The organism is Polynucleobacter sp. Fuers-14, from assembly GCF_018882045.1.
Classification (GTDB): domain Bacteria; phylum Pseudomonadota; class Gammaproteobacteria; order Burkholderiales; family Burkholderiaceae; genus Polynucleobacter.
In genome coordinates this window covers 150,418-173,304 of the sequence record NZ_JACVPG010000005.1, presented here as the reverse complement: position 1 = coordinate 173,304, position 22,887 = coordinate 150,418, and the positions used below count along the sequence as shown (strand labels likewise).

23 protein-coding genes are annotated in these 22,887 nt (G+C 46.7%); 13 read left to right on the top strand and 10 right to left on the bottom strand.

The window, feature by feature from the left end; all coding sequences use genetic code 11:
- Nucleotides 1-41: 41 nt before the first annotated feature.
- The 4 genes from ICN40_RS03815 to smpB form a co-directional block, all read right to left on the bottom strand.
- Nucleotides 42-839 carry a transglutaminase family protein gene (locus tag ICN40_RS03815; RefSeq protein ID WP_216242269.1) on the bottom strand — a complete coding sequence of 266 codons (798 nt, stop codon included), beginning with the start codon at nt 837-839 and terminating at the stop codon, nt 42-44.
- A 17-nt stretch (nt 840-856) separates the two neighbouring features.
- Complete coding sequence (locus tag ICN40_RS03810; protein ID WP_216121779.1) at nt 857-1,834, bottom strand: alpha-E domain-containing protein; 978 nt, start codon at nt 1,832-1,834, stop codon at nt 857-859.
- Nucleotides 1,835-1,860: 26 nt separating this feature from the next.
- Nucleotides 1,861-3,273 carry a circularly permuted type 2 ATP-grasp protein gene (locus ICN40_RS03805; RefSeq protein WP_215322276.1) on the bottom strand — a complete coding sequence of 471 codons (1,413 nt, stop codon included), beginning with the start codon at nt 3,271-3,273 and terminating at the stop codon, nt 1,861-1,863.
- A gap of 144 nt (nt 3,274-3,417) precedes the next feature.
- The gene (gene smpB, locus ICN40_RS03800) at nt 3,418-3,870 is read right to left on the bottom strand and encodes an SsrA-binding protein SmpB (RefSeq protein WP_072583017.1); all 453 of its coding nucleotides are present in this window, start codon (nt 3,868-3,870) and stop codon (nt 3,418-3,420) included.
- 25 nt (nt 3,871-3,895) lie between these two features.
- On the opposite strand from smpB, the gene ICN40_RS03795 reads away from it, so the two are divergent.
- From ICN40_RS03795 to ICN40_RS03740, 12 genes are all read left to right on the top strand, one after another.
- The gene (locus tag ICN40_RS03795) at nt 3,896-4,327 is read left to right on the top strand and encodes a type II toxin-antitoxin system RatA family toxin (protein WP_215359568.1); all 432 of its coding nucleotides are present in this window, start codon (nt 3,896-3,898) and stop codon (nt 4,325-4,327) included.
- Entirely contained in the window at nt 4,320-4,670 is a 351-nt protein-coding gene (locus tag ICN40_RS03790; protein WP_216242267.1) for an RnfH family protein, read from the top strand. The genes ICN40_RS03795 and ICN40_RS03790 overlap by 8 nt, the downstream gene beginning before the upstream one ends.
- Before the next feature lie 26 nt (nt 4,671-4,696).
- Nucleotides 4,697-6,160, top strand: coding sequence for an IMP dehydrogenase (gene guaB, locus ICN40_RS03785; protein WP_216242265.1), 1,464 nt, complete (start codon nt 4,697-4,699; stop codon nt 6,158-6,160).
- Between the two features lie 36 nt (nt 6,161-6,196).
- A complete protein-coding gene (gene guaA / locus ICN40_RS03780) occupies nt 6,197-7,804 on the top strand; it encodes a glutamine-hydrolyzing GMP synthase (protein ID WP_216242263.1) in 1,608 nt (535 codons plus the stop codon).
- A gap of 30 nt (nt 7,805-7,834) precedes the next feature.
- Complete coding sequence (locus tag ICN40_RS03775) at nt 7,835-8,632, top strand: ferritin-like domain-containing protein (protein ID WP_216242261.1); 798 nt, start codon at nt 7,835-7,837, stop codon at nt 8,630-8,632.
- A gap of 36 nt (nt 8,633-8,668) precedes the next feature.
- Nucleotides 8,669-10,540 (top strand): radical SAM protein, encoded by a 1,872-nt coding sequence (locus ICN40_RS03770; RefSeq protein WP_216242259.1) that lies wholly within the window; start codon nt 8,669-8,671, stop codon nt 10,538-10,540.
- A 3-nt stretch (nt 10,541-10,543) separates the two neighbouring features.
- Nucleotides 10,544-10,705 carry a hypothetical protein gene (locus tag ICN40_RS03765; protein WP_216242257.1) on the top strand — a complete coding sequence of 54 codons (162 nt, stop codon included), beginning with the start codon at nt 10,544-10,546 and terminating at the stop codon, nt 10,703-10,705.
- Between the two features lie 232 nt (nt 10,706-10,937).
- Nucleotides 10,938-11,591, top strand: coding sequence for a 7-carboxy-7-deazaguanine synthase (gene queE, locus ICN40_RS03760; RefSeq protein WP_216242255.1), 654 nt, complete (start codon nt 10,938-10,940; stop codon nt 11,589-11,591).
- A gap of 35 nt (nt 11,592-11,626) precedes the next feature.
- Nucleotides 11,627-12,091: a 6-carboxytetrahydropterin synthase QueD gene (queD, locus tag ICN40_RS03755; protein WP_216242253.1), complete on the top strand. Its 465-nt coding sequence runs from the start codon at nt 11,627-11,629 to the stop codon at nt 12,089-12,091.
- Nucleotides 12,092-12,550, top strand: a complete 459-nt coding sequence (gene tadA, locus ICN40_RS03750) for a tRNA adenosine(34) deaminase TadA (protein WP_216242251.1) — start codon at nt 12,092-12,094, stop codon at nt 12,548-12,550.
- Nucleotides 12,547-13,491 carry an LD-carboxypeptidase gene (locus ICN40_RS03745; protein WP_216242249.1) on the top strand — a complete coding sequence of 315 codons (945 nt, stop codon included), beginning with the start codon at nt 12,547-12,549 and terminating at the stop codon, nt 13,489-13,491. The genes tadA and ICN40_RS03745 overlap by 4 nt, the downstream gene beginning before the upstream one ends.
- A gap of 80 nt (nt 13,492-13,571) precedes the next feature.
- The gene (locus ICN40_RS03740; protein WP_216242246.1) at nt 13,572-14,138 is read left to right on the top strand and encodes a heme-binding protein; all 567 of its coding nucleotides are present in this window, start codon (nt 13,572-13,574) and stop codon (nt 14,136-14,138) included.
- Here the strand turns inward: ICN40_RS03740 and ICN40_RS03735 are convergent.
- From ICN40_RS03735 to ICN40_RS03715, 5 genes are read right to left on the bottom strand one after another with little or no spacing between them, the layout of a single operon-like run.
- Nucleotides 14,135-15,022, bottom strand: a complete 888-nt coding sequence (locus ICN40_RS03735; protein ID WP_216242244.1) for a 23S rRNA (adenine(2030)-N(6))-methyltransferase RlmJ — start codon at nt 15,020-15,022, stop codon at nt 14,135-14,137. The genes ICN40_RS03740 and ICN40_RS03735 overlap by 4 nt on opposite strands.
- A 6-nt stretch (nt 15,023-15,028) precedes the next feature.
- Nucleotides 15,029-15,811, bottom strand: coding sequence for a phosphatase PAP2 family protein (locus tag ICN40_RS03730; protein ID WP_255561120.1), 783 nt, complete (start codon nt 15,809-15,811; stop codon nt 15,029-15,031).
- Between the two features lie 14 nt (nt 15,812-15,825).
- The gene (locus tag ICN40_RS03725; protein WP_216242241.1) at nt 15,826-17,085 is read right to left on the bottom strand and encodes a glycosyltransferase family 9 protein; all 1,260 of its coding nucleotides are present in this window, start codon (nt 17,083-17,085) and stop codon (nt 15,826-15,828) included.
- A 17-nt stretch (nt 17,086-17,102) separates the two neighbouring features.
- Nucleotides 17,103-18,146, bottom strand: a complete 1,044-nt coding sequence (locus ICN40_RS03720; protein WP_216242240.1) for a lysylphosphatidylglycerol synthase transmembrane domain-containing protein — start codon at nt 18,144-18,146, stop codon at nt 17,103-17,105.
- A 49-nt stretch (nt 18,147-18,195) separates the two neighbouring features.
- Nucleotides 18,196-19,692, bottom strand: a complete 1,497-nt coding sequence (locus ICN40_RS03715; protein WP_216242238.1) for a glycosyltransferase family 39 protein — start codon at nt 19,690-19,692, stop codon at nt 18,196-18,198.
- Nucleotides 19,693-19,739: 47 nt separating this feature from the next.
- Between ICN40_RS03715 and ICN40_RS03710 the strand changes: the two genes are divergently transcribed.
- Complete coding sequence (locus ICN40_RS03710; RefSeq protein WP_216242236.1) at nt 19,740-20,537, top strand: DUF3047 domain-containing protein; 798 nt, start codon at nt 19,740-19,742, stop codon at nt 20,535-20,537.
- Between the two features lie 50 nt (nt 20,538-20,587).
- On the opposite strand, the gene ICN40_RS03705 is transcribed toward ICN40_RS03710, so the two are convergent.
- Nucleotides 20,588-22,855 (bottom strand): cation-translocating P-type ATPase, encoded by a 2,268-nt coding sequence (locus tag ICN40_RS03705; RefSeq protein ID WP_216242234.1) that lies wholly within the window; start codon nt 22,853-22,855, stop codon nt 20,588-20,590.
- Nucleotides 22,856-22,887 lie beyond the last annotated feature (32 nt).

The window sequence follows — 22,887 nt, the reverse complement described above, 5'->3', positions numbered from 1 at the left end:
ATTATTTCCTGGAATTATCTCTTAAATATCCCAGAGGGTTGCTATGGTAGCTTTTGAATTGAAATGTTGGCGCTGAGTTCTTCTCCGCCGCCGCCAGAGCGAACCCCCTTAACAGGAGCGGCGGAATAATAATCTCTGCCAATGGCAAGGCGAATATGACGTGAGTCAACTAAGCATGCATGGGTGATATCTACACTGGTCCAGATGCCTTTATCGATATCGCTACAAAAGTCGATCCAAGCATGGCTAGCAAGATTTGGGGATTCTTCTGCAAAGAAATAACCACTGACATATCGCGCTGGAATTCCAGAGGCGCGACAGAGACTCAACATAATATGGGCATGATCTTGGCAAACGCCAGATTTCATGGCGAAGGATTGAGCTGCAGTCGTGGCAAAGTTCGTTTGGCCAGGAGAGTACACAATCAAGCCTTGAACTGCCTCAGCGAGTTTTAGTACTTGATCAACTGAATTTTTCTTTGGAATGCCATAAGAGAAATACTCCAACATTTCATCCGTGGGTTCAGTGAGATTGGTTTGCTGCAAAAGATAGTAGGGTGAAACTGCTTTAGCATCATCGACAAACTCAAATGCATCTTGTGTATGCACTTCACCTTCGGCCTCAATCATCATTGAGGTGTATGGACTCTCTTGGACAAATACGCTGCAAAGATTTCCGAACGTATCAGTTGAATTAGAAGCTTTAATTGGGGTGCTGATCTTCCACTTATCAACCTGCTGTCCTGCGACGGTTGGTGGGGTCAAGCGTAACTCTTGTATGGAATAACGCACCGGCGTTTCATAGCGATATTCCGTGCGATGGCGAATTTTAAGATGCATATAGTCTTTGTGATTTCTTAGGCAACAGCCAGTGGAATGAGATAAGCATTGCTAAACTCATCGGCTATGTAGTTAATGCGCTCTAAGAAAGCCTCAATAAATTCTTCCAGGCCTTGCTCAAATACCTCATCAATATCGGAATAATCCAAGCTAGCCTTGAGCTTTCCGAGCAGACGTTCAATTTCTTTGGATTGCTGATTCTTCACTTCAGAAATGAGGGGGATTAATTCATTGACGCAGGACACCAAGGATCGTGGCATCTGTTTATTGAAGATAAGTAGTTGTGCGACTTGTTTTGGAGTGACTTGATCGGAATAAATTTGACGATAGATCTCAAAGGCGGAGACGGAGCGCAGTAAGGCTGCCCAGTGATAGAAGTCAAAGAATTCACCATCAGTGCCATCTTCCGAGGATTTCTTAGCGCCAAGAACCCGCAGGGCTGCTGGGTCCTCATACTTAGTTTCCAGAATACGTGCGGTGTTATCAGCGCGTTCTAGCAGTGTTCCCACGTTAATAAAGTAAAAAGCCTCATTTTTCAGCATCGTGCCGTATAGAACACCCCTAAAGAGGTGGCAGCGGTGCTTGACCCACTCCAAAAGGCGGCTGGGATCCGATTGATGTCTTGCTTCTAGAATGCGTTGTAGCTCAAGCCAAGTAGTGTTTTGGGTTTCCCAAACTTCGGAAGTAATCTTGCCGCGGATAACGCGGGCATTCTCACGCGCAGCAAACAGGCAGGAAACGATGCTGGAAGGATTGCTGGTTTCATAAATCATGAAGTCCAAAACATTCTCACGATTAACGACATCATATTTGCTGAGGAAGGCTTCTTCCAACTTAGAAATCGTGAGTAACTTTTTCCAACTCTGCTCTAAAAACTCTGCAGGCTGAGGAAGTAGAGAGGTTTGATGGTTTACATCGAGCATGCGGGCAGTATTCTCTGCGCGCTCGGTGTAACGGGCCATCCAATAAAGACAATCAGCTGTACGACTCAACATATTTTCTTATTCCCCATACTCTTCACTCACTCTTCCAATACCCAGGTATCTTTAGTGCCGCCACCTTGGGAGGAGTTCACCACTAAAGAACCCTCTTTGAGTGCAACCCTAGTCAATCCGCCTGGAACCATCTTGATAGTCTTGCCTGAGAGAACAAAGGGTCTTAAGTCGATATGCCTTGGTGCAACGCCTGACTCAACAAAGGTAGGGCAGGTGGATAGCGCCAATGTAGGTTGCGCAATATATTTATCTGGATTGGCGATAAGGTGAGTTCTAAATTCTTCAATCTCCGCTTTGGTTGATGCTGGACCAACTAACATGCCATAACCACCAGCACCATGAGTCAGTTTCACAACCAGCTTATCCAGATTAGCTAAGGTATAGGCTAAGTCATCTGCCTTACGACATTGGAATGTAGGTACGTTATTAAGAATCGGTTTCTCACCAAGATAAAACTCAATCATCTCTGGAACGTATGGATAAATAGATTTGTCATCAGCAATACCGGTGCCAATCGCATTTGCCAGTGTTACGTTACCAGCGCGGTGTGCTGATAAGAGCCCCGCAACGCCTAAAGTGGAATCAGAGCGGAATGCCAATGGATCCAAGAAGTCATCATCAACACGACGATAGATAACATCAACTCGCTCAGGCCCTTGAGTGGTTCGCATAAAGACTTGCTCATTTTTCACAAATAAGTCTTTACCTTCCACTAACTCAACACCCATCTGCTGCGCGAGGTAGCTGTGCTCAAAGTAAGCAGAGTTATACATACCTGGAGTTAGTACAACGACGTTTGGTTTTTTAACGTCATCTGGTTTAACTGACTTGAGACATTCCAATAAAAGATCGGGGTAATGCTCTACAGGGGCAATGCGATATTTTTGAAAGAGGTCAGGGAAGAGTCGCATCATCATCTTGCGGTCTTCAACCATGTAAGACACGCCAGAAGGAACACGCAGGTTATCTTCTAAAACGTAGAACTCACCTTCACCGGCGCGAACGATATCAATCCCAGCAATTTGTGCGTAGATGTCGCGCGGTATGCTGACGTTGCGCATCTCAGGGCGATATTGCGCATTGTTATAAATCTGTTCGGCTGGAACAATGCCCGCCTTAATAATGTCCTCATCGTGATACACGTCGTAGATAAAGCGATTAAGTGCTTTGACTCGTTGACGTAATCCCGCCTCAAGTTGCTCCCATTCCTTGGCAGTAAAGATGCGTGGCACTTGATCGAAAGGAATGGTTCTTTCCGACCCCAGGTCATCTCCGTAGACGGCAAAGGTAATGCCCACTCTTCTAAAGATCAGGTCTGCTTCAGCGCGTTTGAGACCCATGAGGGTGTCACTTTGCTGTTTCAGCCAATTGTGAAAGATTTGGTAGTGGGGACGCGCTTTGCCTGCGGCGTCGAGCATTTCGTCAAAAGGCAATTTCATAGTTACCAAACTAATGCCTTTATAAAAGCTGGAATGAATGATTTGAAGCGGCTTGGTGCTGAATTGCACCATAAAAGTGCATATATGCTCAAATATTCGCCCTAAGGGCAGTCTACCCCAGTTTTTATGGGCTTAGGCAAGAAATTAAGCGTTTAGATCGCCTCTAGCGATACGGCCTTTTTGGACTTCCCATTCACGTTCTTTGGTGGCTGCGCGTTTGTCATGTTGCTTTTTGCCTCTGGCCAGGCCAATCTCACACTTCACATTGCCTTTAGAGAAGTGCAGGTTTAGGGGTACCAGGGTATAGCCCTTTTGCTCTACTTTGCCGATGAGTTTTTTAATTTCGATGGCATTGAGCAGGAGCTTTCTAGTGCGGGTGCTATCGGGCACGATATGGGTGGAAGCTGAGAGCAGGGGGGTGATATGGCAGCCGATCAAAAACAGCTCCGCCTTGCGAATGACGACATACGCTTCTTTGACGTGCACGCGACCTGCGCGGATGGCTTTCACTTCCCAACCTTCCAACACAAGCCCTGCCTCAAAACGCTCCTCGATAAAATAATCAAAGAAGGCTTTTTTGTTATCGACGATACTCATATTTATTTAGCTCTCAAGAACGATTATGGCAGACGTCTACAAGACCGTTTTAATTGGCCAATCAGCCGACCGTATGTACGGCTTGGTGACCGATGTCGCCCGCTATCCTGAGTTCTTGCCTTGGTGTGGCGGGGTAGAAATTTTTGAGCAAACTGAGACCGTGCTCGACGCCAAAATTAATATTCATTTCAAGGGAATTACCCAATATTTTCATACTCGGAATGTGAATCACCGCCCTGAAACAATTGACATGGTCTTTGTAGACGGCCCGTTTAAGCACTTTTCTGGGCAATGGAACTTTATCCCTTTGCGGGAAGATGCTTGTAAGGTGGAGTTCAAGTTGCACTGGGAGTTCAAAAGCGTCATTTTAGACAAGATTATTGGCCCAGTATTTGGTCATATAGCCGGCACCTTTGTTGACTGCTTTGTAAAGCGTGCCGAGGACCTCTATGGCTGAGCGCTCGCTTGACCTCATTCTCTGTGATGCCAGGCAGGGTGAGCCAGAGCTTAAGGCGTTCAAGCTCATCCTGTCAGCGGGCGAGTTGCCTACTGTTGGTCTGACCCTTATTAGGGCCGGGATTGCAGTTGGTCCAGACGACCCTGTTTTAGCCAGAAAAGGCTGCTTCGGGGTCTTTGGTAAGCGCAAGGACTGGGATAGCCCCATTTATGCTGGAGATCGCCTAGAGCTCTATTCCCCGCTATTAATTGACCCTAAAACGGTTCGGCGTAAGAAGGCTAATCAGAACCAAGATGCCAAATTCCAGGCTGCCGCAGCTAAAAGAAAGGCTAGGAGGCTATAATCTGTTTTTGCGACTAGGGGTTTTGCATGCGACTCATTCAAAAAGCACTCACTTTTGACGATGTGCTCCTCGTACCGGCTTATTCATCGGTACTCCCTCGAGATGCCAGCTTGGCAAGTAAGTTAACTCGAGATATTTCACTTAATACACCATTGGTGTCCGCAGCTATGGATACCGTCACTGAAGGTCGTTTGGCAATTGCCATGGCTAGTGAGGGTGGCATTGGCATCGTTCATAAAAACTTAAAGCCTGCTGAGCAAGCGCGTGAAGTAGCTAAAGTAAAGCGATATGAATCTGGTGTTCTGCGTGATCCAATCACGATAAGCCCAGAGGTCACTCTGCGTCAGGTGATCCAACTTTCTCGTGAGCATGGTTTCTCAGGATTCCCAGTGCTCGTTGGCAAAGAGGTTGTTGGCATTATTACGAACCGAGATTTGCGTTTCGAAGAAGACTTAGATGCTCCAGTAAAAACAAAGATGACTCCACGTGAGCGTTTGATTACCGTGAAAGAAGGTTGCTCACTGGATGAAGCAAAGCGCTTAATGAGTCATCATCGTTTAGAACGCGTGTTGGTTGTCAATAACAAGTTCGAACTGCGTGGTCTGATTACCGTTAAAGACATTCTCAAGGCAACTGAACATCCGAATGCTTGTAAAGACAGCGAAGGTAAATTACGCGTTGGCGCCGCAGTAGGCGTTGGCCCTGATAACGATGAGCGTATTGAGTTATTGGTGCGTGCTGGTGTTGATGTGATTGTGGTTGACACAGCTCATGGCCATAGCCAAGGCGTATTGGATCGCGTGAAGTGGGTTAAGAAAAATTATCCTCAAGTGCAAGTGATTGGCGGCAATATTGCTACTGGTGATGCTGCTAAGGCATTAGCTGATCATGGTGCTGATGGTGTCAAGGTTGGTATTGGTCCTGGCTCAATCTGTACAACACGTATTGTTGCTGGCGTTGGTGTTCCACAAATCACTGCGATAGTGAATGTGGCAACTGCACTTAAGGGCACCGGCATTCCATTAATTGCTGATGGTGGCATACGTTACTCCGGTGACGTTGCAAAAGCATTAGCGGCTGGCGCTAGTTCGGTCATGATGGGTGGCATGTTTGCTGGCACTGAAGAAGCTCCTGGTGAAGTGTTCCTGTATCAAGGACGCTCATATAAGAGCTATCGCGGTATGGGTTCTTTGGGCGCGATGGCGGATGGTTCTGCTGATCGTTATTTCCAAAGCGATATTGTTGCGAATGCAGAAAAGTTAGTGCCAGAAGGCATTGAAGGTCAAGTGCCATACAAAGGTAGCGTGTTGGCAATCTTGCATCAGCTCACTGGTGGTATTCGTTCTTCTATGGGCTATCTCGGTTGCAAGACCATTGATGAGCTCCATGAAAAAGCTAACTTCGTAGAAATCACATCAGCTGGCGTGCGTGAGTCGCACGTTCATGACGTGAAAATCACTAAAGAAGCGCCAAATTACCATATTGATTAACAACTATAAAAAGCTGAAATAAAGGCTGATCTTTTCGTGCACGACAAAATACTGATTCTCGACTTTGGTTCACAGGTAACTCAACTCATTGCTCGGCGTGTGCGCGATGGGCGCGTGTATTCAGAGATCCATTCTTACGATTGCGATCCTGAATTCATTCGCAAGTTTGTTCAGGAGCAGGGTGGCAAAGGCATTATTCTCTCTGGCGGCCCTAGTTCAGTTGCTGAAGACGGCAGTCCCCGTGCACCCCAAATTGTTTTTGAGCTTGGCGTTCCTGTTTTAGGAATTTGCTACGGTATGCAAACCATGGCTACTCAGTTGGGTGGTGCAGTTGCCTCTGCAGAGTCTTTGGGTAAAGCACGTGAGTTTGGTTACTCCGAAGTGCGCGCTCATGGGCACACAAATTTGCTTAAAGGCATTCAGGACTTCTCCACCAGCGAAGGTCATGGGATTTTGAAGGTGTGGATGAGTCATGGCGACTCAGTCACCTCAATGCCGCCTGCGTTTAAGTTGATGGCCTCTACTGAGTCTTGCCCAATTGCTGGCATGGCGGATGAAGAGCGTCGCTTCTATGCATTTCAGTTTCATCCAGAAGTAACCCATACCATTCAAGGCACTGCAATCATTGAGCGCTTTGTCCATGAAATTTGCCAATGCAAACCTGACTGGGTAATGGGCGACTACATTGCAGAAGCAGTTGAGAATATTCGCAAGCAAGTTGGAAATGAAGAAGTCATTCTGGGCTTGTCTGGCGGTGTCGACTCCAGTGTTGCAGCGGCCTTAATTCATCGTGCGATTGGCGATCAATTGACTTGTGTATTTGTGGATCATGGCCTGCTTCGCTTGAATGAAGGTGATATGGTGATGGAAATGTTTGCACGCAATTTGGGTGTGAAGGTTATCCGCGTTGATGCTAAAGAGAAATTCATGGGTGAGTTGGCTGGTGTTGCTGATCCAGAAGCCAAGCGCAAGATCATCGGTAAAGAATTCGTAGAAATTTTCCAGACTGAGTCTGGGAAGATTCAGAATGCCAAATGGCTAGCTCAAGGAACCATTTATCCAGACGTGATTGAGTCTGCTGGCAAGGGCAAGAAGGGCGCTCACACCATTAAGAGTCACCATAACGTTGGCGGCTTGCCTGAAGACATGCATCTCAAATTGCTCGAGCCCTTGCGTGAGCTCTTCAAGGATGAGGTCCGCGAACTTGGAGTGGCCTTAGGTCTTCCCCGTGAGATGGTATATCGCCATCCATTCCCAGGCCCAGGTCTTGGCGTGCGCATACTGGGTGAAGTCAAGGCAGAATTTGCTAGCTTGTTGCAACGTGCTGATGCCATTTTCATTGAAGAGCTGCGCAATACGATTGATGAAGCTAGTCAAAAATCTTGGTATGACCTTACTAGTCAAGCGTTCGCTGTTTTTTTGCCAGTGAAGTCTGTCGGTGTCATGGGCGACGGCAGAACATATGAATATGTTGTTGCCCTCAGGGCAGTCCAAACCCAAGACTTTATGACAGCGCATTGGGCCCACTTGCCACATGAGTTGTTAGGCAAGGTTTCAAACCGCATCATCAATGAAGTGCGCGGCATTAACCGTGTTGTATACGACATCAGTGGAAAACCGCCTGCAACGATCGAGTGGGAATAAGGGGTAGGCGATTTAAGCCTGCCAATATTCATGCTTGAGTTACGCGAAGCTTCACTCGCAATCCTAGCAAGCACTGATGCACAAAACAAAGTAAGTCAGTTACTCGGTTTGTTTGATAGCTATCACAAACAACAAATTACTCTGGATATTGCCCATAAGATAGATGCTCAAGGCCTTTCTCTACCTGGGCGTCCGCTAAAGCCAGAATTGGTACTTCCTAAGCTAGTTCCCAAAAGAAGAATGGATACGCCTGAGGGAAGGGCGGGCTTATTACATTCGCTTGCCCATATTGAATTTAATGCAATGAACCTTGCGCTAGATGCCATCTGGCGTTTCCCAGATATGCCCAAGGAATACTATGAGGACTGGTTGAAGGTTGCCAAAGAAGAGGCCTATCATTTCAGTTTAGTAAATGAGTATTTGCATGCGCTGGGGTTTTCTTATGGAGATTTCCCTGCCCACAATAGTTTGTGGGAGATGGTTGAAAGAACAACGGATTCTGTAATTGCAAGAATGGCTTTGGTGCCCAGAACAATGGAAGCAAGAGGCTTAGATGCGGTGCCAGCGATTCGAGATCGCTTCAAGCAAATTAAAGAAGTGCGTGCAGTGGAGATATTGGAAATTATTCTCAATGATGAAATCGGCCATGTATTGATTGGCAATCGCTGGTTTAATTTCTTGTGCGTGAAAGATAATCTTTCTCCAATCACTGCTTATCGAGAGTTAGCCGCCAAATATCGTGCGCCTGTTTTAAAGCCCCCATTCAATATGGAGGCCCGCAAGCAGGCTGGCTTTACAAGCGAAGAGCTATCTCTTCTTGGTGCATAGTAAATAATGATGAAGGTATTAAGCCTCATTCCACCCATGACCCAGCTGAACACGCCGTATCCCTCTACGGCGTATCTCACGGGATTCTTGAGGTCTCGTGGAGTTGACGCCGTTCAAGAGGATCTCGCCTTAGCTTTAGTGCTCAGTTTCTTTACTCCAGAGGGTATGTCTGAGATTCGTGCTCAAGCGCTCACGGTGCCTGAAGAGAGTCGCAGTGCCAGCGTTAATTTCTTTCTGGATTACTTTGATGCCTATCAATCAACCATTGCCCCAACGATTAGCTTCTTACAGGGGCGCGATAGCACTTTAAGTCATCGCATCAATACCCGTGATTTTCTACCTGAGGGACCACGATTTACTTCTCTTGATGCATTTGATGAAGAGGAGGCGGGTGATCCTTTATCTTGGGCCTTTGGCGCTTTAGGGTCTCAAGACAGGGCGCGTCATTTAGCCACCCTTTATCTCAATGATTTATCCGATGTATTGCGTGATGCTGTTGATGACCGCTTTGAATTCGTGCGTTATGCAGAATCCTTGGCAAGTAGTCAGCCTACCTTTACGCCTTTGGCTGATGCGCTCCAGGCTAAACCAACGCTCATGGACCTGCATTTACAAGAGTTAGCCAGTAAAGCGATTGAGCGTCACCAGCCGAATGTAGTACTCCTATCCGTACCCTTCCCGGGGGCCATGTATGCAGCCTTGCGTATAGCTCAGGTGATTAAAAAATCACATCCCAAAATCAAGATTGCTTTGGGTGGTGGTTATGTCAATACTGAGCTTCGAGAGTTATCCGACGCTCGGATCTTTGATTATGTGGATTTCATTACGCTAGATTCTGGCGAGAGACCGCTGCTTGCTTTACTCGAGCACATCGGCGGCAAACGCTCCACCGAAAGATTGGTGCGAACCTTTATGCGGAATTCTAGTAATCAAGTGCAATACCTCAATTGGCAAGAGCTTGATGTGCCTTTTGAAGAGGTTGGTACTGCCACTTGGGATGGGTTACCGCTGGATTCTTATTTATCTCTTTTGGATATGCTTAATCCGATGCATCGCCTATGGAGTGACGGCCGCTGGAACAAGCTGACTGTTGCGCATGGCTGTTATTGGAAAAAGTGCAGCTTCTGCGATGTATCTCTTGATTACATCTCTCGTTATGAAACTGCGTCAGCCAGTTTATTGGTAGATCGTATTGAGCAAATTGTTCAGGAAACTGGGCAGACAGGATTTCATTTTGTGGATGAAGCTGCGCCACCTAAGATATTAAAAGCGCTGGCTGAGGAGCTCATTCGCCGCAAGGTGCTCATTTCTTGGTGGGGCAATATTCGCTTTGAGAAAACCTTCACGCCTGAATTGGCGGAGCTGTTAGCTAAAAGTGGATGTATTGCGATGTCTGGAGGTCTCGAAGTGGCCTCTGATCGCCTACTCAATCTCATGAAAAAAGGCGTATCGGTTGAACAGGTTGCTCAGGTTACAAAGGGTTTCTCTGATGCCGGAATCTTGGTTCACGCTTATTTAATGTATGGCTTTCCAACACAAACCGTCCAAGAGACGGTGGATGCATTGGAATATGTGAGACAGCTTTTTGAGCATGGCTGCATTCAAAGCGGCTTCTTTCATCGTTTTACTTGCACCGTACATTCTCCGGTGGGTCAAAATCCGCAAGAGTATGGAATTGAACTCATTCCTTTGCCAGAAACCACCTTTGCCAAGAATGATGTTGCCTTTATTGATTCCACTGGGGTTGATCATGGAGTCCTTGGTCAGGGGCTAAAAAAGGCCATTTATAACTATATGCACGGCGTAGGATTTGAGATCAAAACTCAGTCTTGGTTTGATGGTTTGGGCATCTCCATACCCAAGACAACTGTCCCTAAAAATTTCATACAAAACGCTTTATATCGCTAGCCCATGCCTATTTGGCCACTGGAATTACAGACTGGCTGGAATGAATTTTTTACAATCCAATACCAAGTGCCAGCATACCCCGATGGAACTTACTACTGGGGGCTTGGTATGAATGTATCGCAATGGGAGCGCATTCAGACCCCTGCGGGGCCATTTTTGGTATGACAGATTCATAATAAAATCCCGAATTTTGTCAGTAATGACCTATTTAGGGTTGGCAATGAGCGGCAAGAGGACTTGTGGTTTACGCCAGAAATCGGGCGCTGGGTTATTCGGCGTAGTTCAGGACGCTATATCACTACTGGCGTCTATTGGGCTAATGCCTACTGGGAAGACTATCTAGAGTGGGAGTTAATCTCCTGGAAATAAGCAAAGCGCTTAAAATAGACGCACTGCTATGTATACCGTTAAAGAACTATTCCCCACACTTCAAGGCGAAGGCACCCACACTGGTAGGGCTGCCGTATTTTGTCGTTTTGCTGGATGCAATCTTTGGAGTGGGCGTGAAGAAGATCGCGCCTCAGCGATTTGCCAGTTTTGCGACACCGATTTTGTAGGTAGCGATGGTGCTGGCGGTGGTAAGTTTGAAACCGCTGCATCACTTGCTGATGCAATTGAGAATTCATGGCGTAGCACTTCGGCTGGTCCGCAGCAGCGTTATGTAGTTTTCACTGGTGGGGAGCCGCTCCTGCAATTGGATGAGGAGTTAATTGCAGCACTTCATCAAAAAGGTTTTGAAGTGGCGATTGAAACGAACGGCACCATTAAAGTTCCCAAAGGAGTTGATTGGGTTTGTGTAAGCCCTAAAGCTGGCGCTGATCTGATTGTTCTTCAAGCGGATGAGTTAAAGCTAGTCATCCCACAAAATGACCATCAAGCATTAGAAAAAATCATGGCCCGCTTTGAGGGAATGGATTATCGCAATCGTTTCTTGCAACCCATGGATGGGAAAAACCTTAAAAGTAATACTGAGTTAGCGGTAAGCTTATGTCAAAAGCGTCCCTTATGGAGATTGAGCCTGCAATCTCATAAACTGATTGGGATTCGATAGTTGACTAAGCTCAAATAGGATTAATTAAGCACCGAATGACAAATAAACAGCCTGCCATCTCCATTACCCGCCGCCTTGAGTTTGACTCCGGGCATCGTATTCCCAATCATGATGGTCAATGTCGGCATCTGCACGGACATCGCTATGCAATAGAAGTCACTCTGACTGGCAAGGTAGCTGATCATCCTGGTAAAGCAGATGATGGCATGGTGCTCGACTTTGGCGATATCAAACGCCTAACAAACCAATACGTAGTAGATCTTTGGGATCATGCATTTTTAGTGGCCAAAGAGGATGAAGGGCTGGTTGCATTCTTGTCAACCTTACCTGATCACAAGACGGTCATCATGGAGCATGTGCCAACTGTTGAGAACTTAGCTAACACGGCCTTTGCAATCTTGAAGCCCGTTTTCAGCAAAGCTTTTAGTGGTCGCTTAGAGCTCTCTTCCATTCGTCTTTATGAGACGCCCAATTGCTGGGCTGATGTGCATCCTGTCTAAATGACGCAAACAGAGCTTGACCAGCAATATATGCGTATGGCAATTGAGCAAGCTCAGTTGGCAGCGCAATCAGGTGAGGTTCCTGTAGGCGCAGTGCTAGTTCGGGGTGGCCAAGTCATATCGAGGGCATTTAACAAGCCGATTGCAAACCATGATCCTAGTGCTCATGCTGAAATGCTGGCCTTGCGAGAAGCAGCGCTAACCGAAGAGAATTACCGTATCCCAGGCAGCACCTTATATGTCACTCTTGAGCCGTGTGCGATGTGCTCCGGCGCCATGCTCCATGCTAGGATTGATCGAGTGGTTTATGGGGCGCAAGACCCCAAAACAGGCGCTGCTGGTAGCGTGCTAGATATATTTTCTTCAAAACAGATTAATCACCAGACCAGTGTTGAAGGTGGCATCATGAGTGAAGAGTGCGGTCAATTGCTGCGTGATTTTTTTAAGGGGCGACGTTGAAATCCATTCACCTCATTGCTCCTTCTGGAGCAAGCTTAGATAGTAAAAGTCCATTGGCTGGTATTGACTGGTTTGGACTTCAAGATATCGCTATCCTTAATGCAGATTGCATACATCGCGTCCATGAGCGCTTCGCTGGCAACGATGATGAACGGCTTGCTGAGTTAAATGCCATATCCAAATTAGAGCCTCAGACTGTAGTGATGTCTATGCGTGGAGGCTATGGTCTACATCGCTTGCTACCCGGTATTGAGTGGCAAGCAATTGCAAAGGCTATTCAAAACGGCTTGCAAGTATGTGGTCATAGTGATTTCACTGTCTTTCAGTTAGGATTACTAGCAAAAACTGGCGCCATTTCTTTGGCTGGTCCGATGCTGAACTATGACTTTGGAAGGTTGGGTGATGATGGTTCACCGGTAGTGCCGGATGAGTTTATGTGGAAGCATTTCCAGGCCGCAGTTCAAGACCGAAGGCTGGATTGCCAAGTGTCGACCCCACAATCTTTCTTGGGTAAAAAAGATGCGCACTCAATCACAGGTTTATTGTGGGGCGGTAATTTAACGGTTCTGGCTGGTTTAGTTGGCACACCATATCTTCCAAGCGCTCAGCAAACGCAAGGCGGGATCTTATTTTTGGAAGATGTGAATGAGCATCCTTATCGAATTGAAAGAATGTTGATGCAACTTTTAGATGCAGGCATTCTTGCAAATCAATTAGCCATATTGTTGGGTGGATTTTCTGCCTATCGTCTTTACGACAACGATAAGGGGTATTCGCTCGAGCGCGCTATTGAGGCGATACGCAAACGTTTGCCGGAAGCGATTCCAATTTTGACCGGGCTGCCATTCGGACATCAGGCCAATAAATTAACTTTGCCTGTTGGTGCGCAAGCCGATTTACATTTCAATTCAAATGGATTTGAACTTAAAGCACAGTGGTAATGTTTACTGAGACCAGTGTGGGAAACTCTTTTTTTAAAAGTCTTTTAGTTTTCATTGCACTCACCTTTACTGGAGCAGTCATGGCAACCGAAGAGCCAAAATATGCTGTTCTCGAAAAAGAACCACCCTTTGAAATCCGCTCTTATGCACCCATGATTGTTGCTGAGGTACAAGTTGAGGGTGATTTAGATGAGGCCTCGAGCCAAGGATTTCGCTTGATTGCTGCTTATATTTTTGGCCAGAATCAAGTGAGCGAAAAAATTGCAATGACTGCGCCAGTGACAGTCGAAGATCAATCGGTGAAGAGCGCAAAGATTGCAATGACTGCACCGGTAGGAATTGAGTCTAAAGCCGGCAAATGGACAGTGTCGTTCGTGATGCCTGCTGAATATACGATGGAATCGATACCCAAGCCCATGAGTCCGCAAGTGCAATTGCGCCAAATTCCCGCAGTAAAAAGGGCAGTCATTAGTTTTAGTGGTTTTTATAATAGCCAGAAAGTGGCCGAGAAAACGCTAGAGCTGGAGCAGTGGATGAAGTCTCGTAATTTGCAAAGTGCCGGCACTCCTAATTTCGCACGTTATAACCCGCCTTGGACTTTGCCCTTCATGCGTCGCAATGAAGTCATGATCACCTTACGTGACTAGTTCTTAGCTTCGAAGCTCTTCAATAAAAATTGGCCGCCGCCATTGATGCCTAAAGCCTTCGTTAAGGTCGGTAGTGCCTGGGCCAGATGTTTTTCTAGAGTCCATGGTGGGTTGATGATGAACATCCCGCTAGCTTGCAAACGGCGCTCACCTGGCGCATTTTCAACTCGTAATTCTGTATGTAACCATGAGCGTTTATGTGCGGTAGCAATTTTTTTCAGACGGTCAGGTAGGGCTGCCGACTCTCTTCTAGAGAGTGCTGGGTACCAAATCGCATAGCAGCCGGTTGCAAAGCGTTGCAGCGCCTCTTCCATGGCGAGCTCAAGATAACGATAGTCTTGCTTGTCTTCGTAAGAAGGGTCAATTAATACGAGGCCGCGTCGACTAGGAGGGGGCAGTAGTCCCTTGAGTCTGGCAAAGCTATCCTCAGCATAAATATCAATCTGTTTAGACTGTTTTAGTTCGCCAATATTGTGGCGCAGAATATCGATCTCTTTGGGGTGGAGCTCAAAGAGCTTGAGTCGATCTTGTGGACGCAGCAGGCGTGCCAGAATAAAGGGGGAGCCAGGATAGGTATTTAGATGTCCCTCAATGTTCTCAGCATCAATGCACTTCAAGTACTCTTGGATGCTCTCGGGGATTGGATTGTTTGCGTGATGGCAAGTTTCTGCATATTGCTTGAGGCGAAAGATTCCGCCATCAGCTTCTTTACTCACAGTAGAAAAGCCATCTTGCAAACTATAGATGCCAGCACCTGCATGGGTATCAACAAAGGTAATGGCAACAGGCTTCTCTTGAAGGTATTGAACCAAGTGAATTAAGGTAAGGTGCTTCAGGATGTCTGCGTGACTTCCCGCATGAAATGCATGTCGATAGCTAAACATCTTGAATTATTCTGCCTTGCGAGGCGCTTGAGTAAATTGCGCCTTGACATAAAAGACTAGGGTGAAGGCCACTATGGCAATGGAGAGATGCTGCAATGGCAGATTTAAGTCCAGATCCATGATTTGAGTAAGGTGGGCGTACATTGCGATAACACCGCCAAGTGCAATCAGATGCGACCAGATTTTTCTTGGCCCCAGTTGGTTTTCAGAAAATTGATTAGCCGCAAGTGCCCCGAGCATTCCACACCAAATACCAACACCTGCACCACCTAAAACATCAGTTAGCCAATGAGCGCCTACAGCGCTGCGTGATAGGCCCACTAATACTGCAAGTAAAAATAGCAGCATCAATGGAGCGCGTTTATCTTTGTCTACGGAAAAATACAAGGCGCTTGCAATAGCAAATGCAGTGAGCGTATGACCAGATGGGAAAGCTTTATAGAGTAATGCTTCACCAATTCGATAAAAGCTGCCATCGGTTAGGACGCCTGCAGGTCTTGGCAGGTCGAAGAGGCCTTTTAAGACTGTGCTTGCTAATGCGGCTATCCCGCCAGCAAAAATTCCAGCAGTCAGCATCCTTGGTGCAAGCAACAGCAATGGAAAGGTAAGTGCAAATACTCCCCAGCCATTACCTAAAAAAGTAAGCCAAGCCCAAAGGGTATCTGGCAGTAATTGTGTAAAGCGGTTAACGAATAAAAAAGTACTGCTTTGAAACTCACCAAAGTAGATTGCGCAAGCGAGCGCAATAGGAGCTAATGGAATGAACCAAGCAAAGGTAGGAATTGCCATTTTGCTCATCCAGCTTAGCGAGCCTTTGCCTTATCAGCGTCTTGCAATTGTGCGATCACTTTATCCAGCACTTGCGGAACAGTGATGGCCTGCATGCACACGTTGTCTTGACAAGGGGTTTTACGGTGATTGGCAGCACTTACGCAGGGCGAGCAAGCTAGATTGGCAGTGATCGCAATGGAATTGCCAACAGAACCATAAAGGGCTGGAGTCTCCGGTCCAAAGAGAACGACTGTTCTCAATGGCGTCACGGCTGAAAAGTGACCAGGACCAGAGTCGTTGGTAACCATGACATCTGATAGCGTGTACAACGGTGGCAGCTCAGCAAAGCCGACCTGTCCAGCAAAATTTAATGCATTTTTAACATTGGCAACAGCGCGAACTTTTTCTACGTAGACAAACTCAGCAGGTGAGCCGGTAATCAAGATGAGATCGTTGGGATATTGCTGATGGATTGCTTGAATCAACTCAGAAAAACGCTGTTGTGCCCAGCGGCGTTGTGGAAGTAGATCACTTGCATTTGGATTGATCAGGATGAGGCGATCTTTCCCCGGGGTGTAATTGATGCGCGCCTCTTTAGCCATTTTTTCGATACGCTCACGCACCTTTTCTAGTGCGCTTGGATTGATGATGGCTTGCTCTAGGCGTACTTCAGAGTCCGGAATCTCAATCTTGCTGAATGGAACTTCAATTTTTTGGGCAAACGCCGCATGAATTAAAGATAGAAAATTCTTAGTAATGTGAATATGCGGGTTGTAATGCACCTTGCGAGTGAGCATAAAGCCGCGCCACAATCCTTCACCATGAAAAATGTGATAACCGACGCGACGACGAGCACCGCACATGCCAGTCAGTAGGGCGGTAAATCGAGAGAACAACTCTAGGTCAATGACAGTATCAATGCGGTGTTTGCGAGCAAGAACCAAAAAGCGCAGCGTATCCTTGATTAATCCGCCCAAGCTAGATGAGTCAATTGTGAAGATATTTTCTGGTTTAACTGTGTTGAGCAAAGTCAGGCTGGCGCGATTGCTTTTGAAGATCAAGAAAAACAATTCTGCTCCACGAGCTTTTGCATTGCGCATTGCAGGATCTACCAGAATGGCGCTTCCCATTTCCGAGAGTTCAATAAAGAGTAATTTTTTTGGAGTCTCTGGGCCGTGATTGAATATATTTTTTATGCGATCAATCAAAGCGATAAATGGGCTAACGATTGCACAAAGAGGCACACCGACCCAATGATCAATCGCGCGCATAGTGTTGACACTAATAGTCATATTTTGGCTCTAAAAAATTATTTTCGTTTTAATAAAAAATAGGCGCCTGGCAACACCGATAAAACAGTAATTGCTCCGTAGCTAATGGAGGCTAATACTGTTAGCGAGGGGTTAACACCCCATAAGGCCAGGACCGATGAAAGGGTGGCTTCACGCAAGCCCCATCCCGAAATGCTAATTGGCAACATGAGCAACAGGCTGAGCGCAGGTAAGCCAATCATTAAGCCTTCAATAGGTGCATCTACACCGTAAGCCTTAAGACAAAAGAGTAGCGTCAAAATAGTGAGGAAATGAATGCCAATCGCCAGGCATGCTTGAGCAATATTGTTAGGCCACGCAAACGCTAGCTGGATACCAGGCATGGCTTTGTTCATATTGAAACGTTCTAAGAGTTTTTGCAGGAGTTGCTTGCTCGGCCCCCAGGCAAGGATAAGGGCGATTGCTACGCCAGCAAGCAGCATTACCGCCATGACTGCGTAGCCCAAATCTTGACCCCAGGCTGCGAGGGTGGCGCCACCCAATATCAAGCCAATCCCGCCTAGTAAATTGTTGCCCGCTAAACCAAGAAGGCGATCTACCAACACCATCGAAAAACTTAAACGCAATTTAGGTGTGGCGTGCTCAAGGTCTACTGAGTGATGAAGTTCATCATCCAGCTCTTTGGTTTCCGAGAGATTGCCGGTGCTGGTCAAATGCGTTGCAGTAATGGCGCGATAACTATCGCCACCCAAGGTACTAGGCAGGCCTTGGTTTATGAGACCGCCGGCAAAGTAGAGGCCAATGTAAGAGCGAATACGGCTTGGAAATCCCACTCTTTGCATAAACAAGCCCCAGCGATATCCGCCACAAATAAATGCAAATACCATGCTTGCTAGAGCCGCTAAGAACCATAGCGGCTGCATCTGAATATGGGTATCAAATAGTGAGCGCCAATCAATTCCACTCGTTGCTTTCCAAAGCAAGGCAATGGAGAGTAGAACGCGAATAGTAGGCCAAGCCTTCTTGAGAATGGATTTCCACCCCGATTGGGTCTTTGGGGTGGGTTGGGCTGGTGAACTCATAAGCGTAAGGATAATGCCTCGGGCGCCTAAGGTCTTGAATTTGGGGGAATTACTCCGCTTGGCCAGGGCCTTGCCAATGACTGCAGAGGCTAAAGTCAAATTTAGACAGAACTCGGCCAAATCGGACGATTTCTAGGCTATCCAAGGGCTCGCAGGCTTGAAAGGCTGATTTCTTGCCCACCGGTAAAGGGTATGGCATGTCAGACCAGTTAATCAGGAGTACATTCGCCCCTTTTGGTAAATCCCCAAACCAGAGATCAAACTGATCCTGCCTCTGGTCTAAAACATAAACTGGTGTAGGTGAAGCGTACCAAGCAGCTCGGCTTCCTAATGTCCAGTTTTGAACAGCAATGCCATTGGCTTTAGTGGCCTTAGCAAGGTCTGCTGCTTTTTGACCCGCTACCTTCCAGCCATACAAATCAGCAATCGGATTGGATTTGATTGAGGCCGAACTGATGCCACCTGACAATACATATCCAAAGCCGATACAACATAAAGCAATTTGAATAAAAAATAAAATGCGAATCCAGTAACGATGTTGTGTAGCCCAAGCTTTTGCTAAGCCAATTCCGGCAAATGGTGCGAGACAGAACCAAGCAGGTGAAGTCCAGTGAGGAAGTCCACCTCCACCAGAGAGGCTGACAAAGATTGCAAATGGAATCAGAAAGAATCCGAAGAGCGCAAGCAATGACAGTTTTGTAGCGTGCATGCAGTCTTTTAAAAACACAACAGATCCCAAGATGAAAAGAGGACCAAAGACTAGTATTTGAATGCCGATATAAGCGCCTAGCCTGCGCCAGAGCCATTCTCCACCGCCACCATGGGCAAGTTGATATTTGAATGAAATCCAATCGTTAGCCCAATTCCAATACAGGACGGGGGTGATCAGGAGTAGAGCGCTTAGTGTGGCAATCCAAAAACCTACTTTGGTGATCCATGGTTTTCTTGGCGTACTCAAAAATACCAATAGCAACGCAAGCGCAGTAAAGGCGGCCGTGTATTTACTTAAGCCAGCTAGGCCTAACAAAACGCCAGTAATAATCCAATCGCCAATGGTAAATTGGTCTTTACTTAACCAACGTAAAGCCATCCACATCAGACCAAGACTTAATGGCGCAAGTAAAGTGTCCGGTAGTAAACCGATTGCCAGAATGTGCAACATGGGTGCAGCGATAACTGTTAAGACCGCCATTAGTCCGCATAAGTTTGCTGATGGCAGTGCACTGGTGAGATAGCCAGCGTTGCGCCCACGAATAAAGTGGTGTACTTCAACCGTAACTTCATAAACTAAGTAACAAGAGAGAATCCACAACAACTCTGGAATCAGACGAATAATGCCTTCTGAAGAGGTGAGTGCCACCAAGGGCCACTGAATCCAACCCACCAACGGTGGGTGATCAAAATAACTCCAGGCTAAATGTTGGGCATATAGCGCATAGTGGGCCTCATCAACTGAAAACTCTATTGAAAAGCCCAGAGCCAGGTGCACTACCGCGGCAATAAGGACGCAGATTGCAGCCCAGCTGGAAGGTGATTGTTGGCGCATTCGATGATTTTAGACTCACAAAGACCATTCTTTGGGACAATTAAGGCATGCTTAAGCAAGCTCTCCCACTTTTAATCCTTGGCGCAGTCGTATTTTTGACTGGCTGTGCTGGGCTGGGCGGAGAATCTGTGCAAAACGAGGCAGGACAGGCATTTAATGTGGATCAATTGCCGGCGCAAGAAGAGCTACCCAAATTCTCTGCTGAAACTGCGCGTGCTGGCATGCCCAATGGTTGGAACTTTTACCGCATAGCACCCTTTAAAAAGAATACGATATATCGCCTGGAAAACTATCAAGGCAGAACAGTCTTGAGCGCAAATTCCAAAACATCTGCCTCCGGATTGGCTGTGAAGTTACGCCCCCGTAAGGCAAATAATTTATGGCTGCAGTGGGAATGGAAAGCCATCAACCCAATTGCGAATGCTGATAATGCGGATGCTTACGCAGATGATGCTCCGCTACGTATCTTGGTTGCATTCGATGGCAATAAGTCAAAGTTACCCTTAAAAGAAAAAATGACTTTTGAAATGGCCAATCTGATTAGTGGCCAAGAAATGCCGTATGCCACACTGATGTACATCTGGTCCGGAAAGTCCCCTGTGGATGCCATCATTCCAAATGCGCATACCTCTCGCATCAAAATGATTGTGGTGGATTCTGGTTGGGATGGTTTGGATCAGTGGCATAAGCATCAGCGTGATTTAGCGGCCGACTATAAGCGTGCCTACGGTGAGAGCCCTGGTCAGGTCATTGGTATCGCCTTACTCACCGATACAGACAATACCAAATCAGAAGCGCGTGCGTATTATGGTGATATTGAACTTATTCGCAAGAATCAAAAATAAATTACTTCCAAATAAGTGACAATATGCAAGTAAGCAATGCTTCTTATTTGTTAATGCGCAGGACGCCAGCGCTTGAGTAGTAAGGCGTTGCTAAGAACACAGAAGCTCGATAAGGCCATGGCACTGCCAGCTAGCATGGGTGACAGATAACCGAGCGCTGCCAATGGAATCCCGGTAGCATTAAAGATAAAAGCCCAGAATAAATTTTGCTGAATCTTTTTCCAGGTCCGCCTGGAGATATCGATAGCATTCGCAACCAGAGTGGGATCACCTCGCATTAAGGTAATCCCGGCAGCTTGCATGGCCACATCAGTGCCCGTAGACATTGCCATACCCACATCTGCAGTTGCCAAAGCAGGGGCATCATTCACGCCATCTCCTACCATTGCAACAAATTGACGTTCACCATCTTTCGATTGGAGTTGGCGAATAATTTCTGCTTTATTGCTTGGCATAATTTTTGCAAACACTTCTTGAATGCCAATCGTTTTGGCAACACGATTGGCTGCAGCTAGATTGTCACCAGAAAGCATTACTGCGCGAATATGCAACTTATGTAGTGAAGTAACCGCCTCTTGAGCGTTATCTTTGAGTTCATCTCCAAAGGCAATGATCGCAATGGGTGAGGAAGGATTTTCTTGATTCATTAATACGGAGATGGTTTGACCGGCGTCAAAACAGGCTTGTGCCTTTGCAAGTATTGCGGAGTAGTGTGGATTGCCTTCTAACGATGCAATGCTTTGTAGGTTCAGACTAAGGCCCAGAAAAACGCCAGCGCTTGGCCTGCCGCTGATACCAATGCCGGGCAGGGCTTTGCTGTCTGTTGGCGTGATGGGATTTAAGCCCCTTTGTTTAGCGGCATCTAACAGTGCTTTTGCAAGAGGGTGCTCACTACCAAGCTGTAAACCTGCTGCACTCGCGAGAATGTCATCAACCGCATATGAATCACCAAAAGGAATAATCTCTAGCAGTCTTGGTTTGCCAATAGTGAGGGTGCCTGTTTTATCGAAGGCCACTATGTTTAAGCGATGCGCTAACTCTAATACCTGTGGATCTTTGATGAGGATTCCAAAACGTGCTGCCACGCCAGTCCCTGCCATGATGGCTGCAGGTGTTGCAAGACCCAGGGCACATGGACATGCAATAACGAGAACTGAGACTGCGCGCAATATGGCGACAGATGCAGAGTCCAAATAAAACCAGTTCGCTAATCCAGTAATGATTGCAATCCCAATCACGCTAGGAACAAAAATTGCACTTACTTGATCGACTAATTTTTGTATAGGTGCTTTTTGGGTTTGCGCATCCTCTACTAAAGAAATAATTTTTGAGAGAACGCTCTCAACGCCTACCGCCTGGGCCTCGATCACTAACAGGCCTTCCCCATTGAGTGAGCCGCCAATGACCTTTTCACCAAGATGTTTTTTGACGGGGTCGCTTTCTCCAGTGAGGAGGGATTCATCAACATGGCTGTTGCCAAGTAAGATGATTCCATCCACCGGTATACGTTCACCTGGCAACACTAAGACGCGATCTTTAGGGAATACCTGATCTAGAGGAAGATCTCGAAATTGGTCTAATGCAGAGTTCTCGCTGATAACAATATTTCGCTCGATGACTTTGGCATGCTCAGGCCATAGCTTTTGCAAGGCGCGTATTGCTTCACTAGTTTGTTGCTTGGCTCTTGCTTCCAGCCATTTACCAAGCATGACCATGCATATAATGACAGCCGATCCTTCAAAATAGAGTCCATGACTTGCATGGGGTGATGCAATCATTTGATACACACTTAATCCGTAGGCTGCACTTGTGCCGAGCGCGACTAATAAATCCATATTGCCAACACCCGACATCAGAGATTTGAAGCCTGCTTTATAAAAGCGCCATCCTAAAAAGAATTGCACTGGAGTTGCAAGTAATAGTTGCCATGTCGGTGACAGTGACCAATGAATGCCAAAAGGCATGAGGAACATGGGTAGAAAGAGTGGAGCTGAAAGGCTAAAGCCTAGAATGACGCGACCCAGACCATCAGTCCCCCAGAACAATTTAGAGGGGGCTAACTCAGGAATGCCGTGGGGCGCACTGATTTTGGCTGAATAACCTGTTTTTTGTACTAAAGCGATGATGTCATCGATTTTGACCCCGGAATCAGCGTTTACGCGAATTTTGGCTTGTTCAGTTGCCAAATTCACGCTGGCCGCTTCCACGCCGGGAATCTTGTCTAGAGCCTTTTCAACCCTGCCAACACAAGAGGCGCAGGTCATCCCGCCGATATCTAGAGTAAATAGCTCTGAATTAGTGTCTTTTTGGGGATCCATATAGAAGATAATCTACTCTATACAAGCTATTT

Bases quoted from the DNA above. Each gene is read 5' to 3' on its own strand.
- smpB (WP_072583017.1), bottom strand. From the start codon at position 3,870: ATGAGTATCGTCGATAACAAAAAAGCCTTCTTTGATTATTTTATCGAG.
- ICN40_RS03805 (WP_215322276.1), bottom strand. From the start codon at position 3,273: ATGAAATTGCCTTTTGACGAAATGCTCGACGCCGCAGGCAAAGCGCGT.
- ICN40_RS03775 (WP_216242261.1), top strand. From the start codon at position 7,835: ATGCTTGAGTTACGCGAAGCTTCACTCGCAATCCTAGCAAGCACTGAT.
- ICN40_RS03725 (WP_216242241.1), bottom strand. From the start codon at position 17,085: ATGACTATTAGTGTCAACACTATGCGCGCGATTGATCATTGGGTCGGT.
- queE (WP_216242255.1), top strand. From the start codon at position 10,938: ATGTATACCGTTAAAGAACTATTCCCCACACTTCAAGGCGAAGGCACC.
- ICN40_RS03710 (WP_216242236.1), top strand. From the start codon at position 19,740: ATGCTTAAGCAAGCTCTCCCACTTTTAATCCTTGGCGCAGTCGTATTT.
- ICN40_RS03795 (WP_215359568.1), top strand. From the start codon at position 3,896: ATGGCAGACGTCTACAAGACCGTTTTAATTGGCCAATCAGCCGACCGT.
- ICN40_RS03705 (WP_216242234.1), bottom strand. From the start codon at position 22,855: ATGGATCCCCAAAAAGACACTAATTCAGAGCTATTTACTCTAGATATC.
- queD (WP_216242253.1), top strand. From the start codon at position 11,627: ATGACAAATAAACAGCCTGCCATCTCCATTACCCGCCGCCTTGAGTTT.
- ICN40_RS03765 (WP_216242257.1), top strand. From the start codon at position 10,544: ATGCCTATTTGGCCACTGGAATTACAGACTGGCTGGAATGAATTTTTT.
- tadA (WP_216242251.1), top strand. From the start codon at position 12,092: ATGACGCAAACAGAGCTTGACCAGCAATATATGCGTATGGCAATTGAG.
- ICN40_RS03790 (WP_216242267.1), top strand. From the start codon at position 4,320: ATGGCTGAGCGCTCGCTTGACCTCATTCTCTGTGATGCCAGGCAGGGT.
- ICN40_RS03715 (WP_216242238.1), bottom strand. From the start codon at position 19,692: ATGCGCCAACAATCACCTTCCAGCTGGGCTGCAATCTGCGTCCTTATT.
- ICN40_RS03720 (WP_216242240.1), bottom strand. From the start codon at position 18,146: ATGAGTTCACCAGCCCAACCCACCCCAAAGACCCAATCGGGGTGGAAA.
- ICN40_RS03810 (WP_216121779.1), bottom strand. From the start codon at position 1,834: ATGTTGAGTCGTACAGCTGATTGTCTTTATTGGATGGCCCGTTACACC.
- ICN40_RS03735 (WP_216242244.1), bottom strand. From the start codon at position 15,022: ATGTTTAGCTATCGACATGCATTTCATGCGGGAAGTCACGCAGACATC.
- ICN40_RS03770 (WP_216242259.1), top strand. From the start codon at position 8,669: ATGACCCAGCTGAACACGCCGTATCCCTCTACGGCGTATCTCACGGGA.
- ICN40_RS03730 (WP_255561120.1), bottom strand. From the start codon at position 15,811: ATGGCAATTCCTACCTTTGCTTGGTTCATTCCATTAGCTCCTATTGCG.
- ICN40_RS03740 (WP_216242246.1), top strand. From the start codon at position 13,572: ATGGCAACCGAAGAGCCAAAATATGCTGTTCTCGAAAAAGAACCACCC.
- ICN40_RS03815 (WP_216242269.1), bottom strand. From the start codon at position 839: ATGCATCTTAAAATTCGCCATCGCACGGAATATCGCTATGAAACGCCG.
- guaB (WP_216242265.1), top strand. From the start codon at position 4,697: ATGCGACTCATTCAAAAAGCACTCACTTTTGACGATGTGCTCCTCGTA.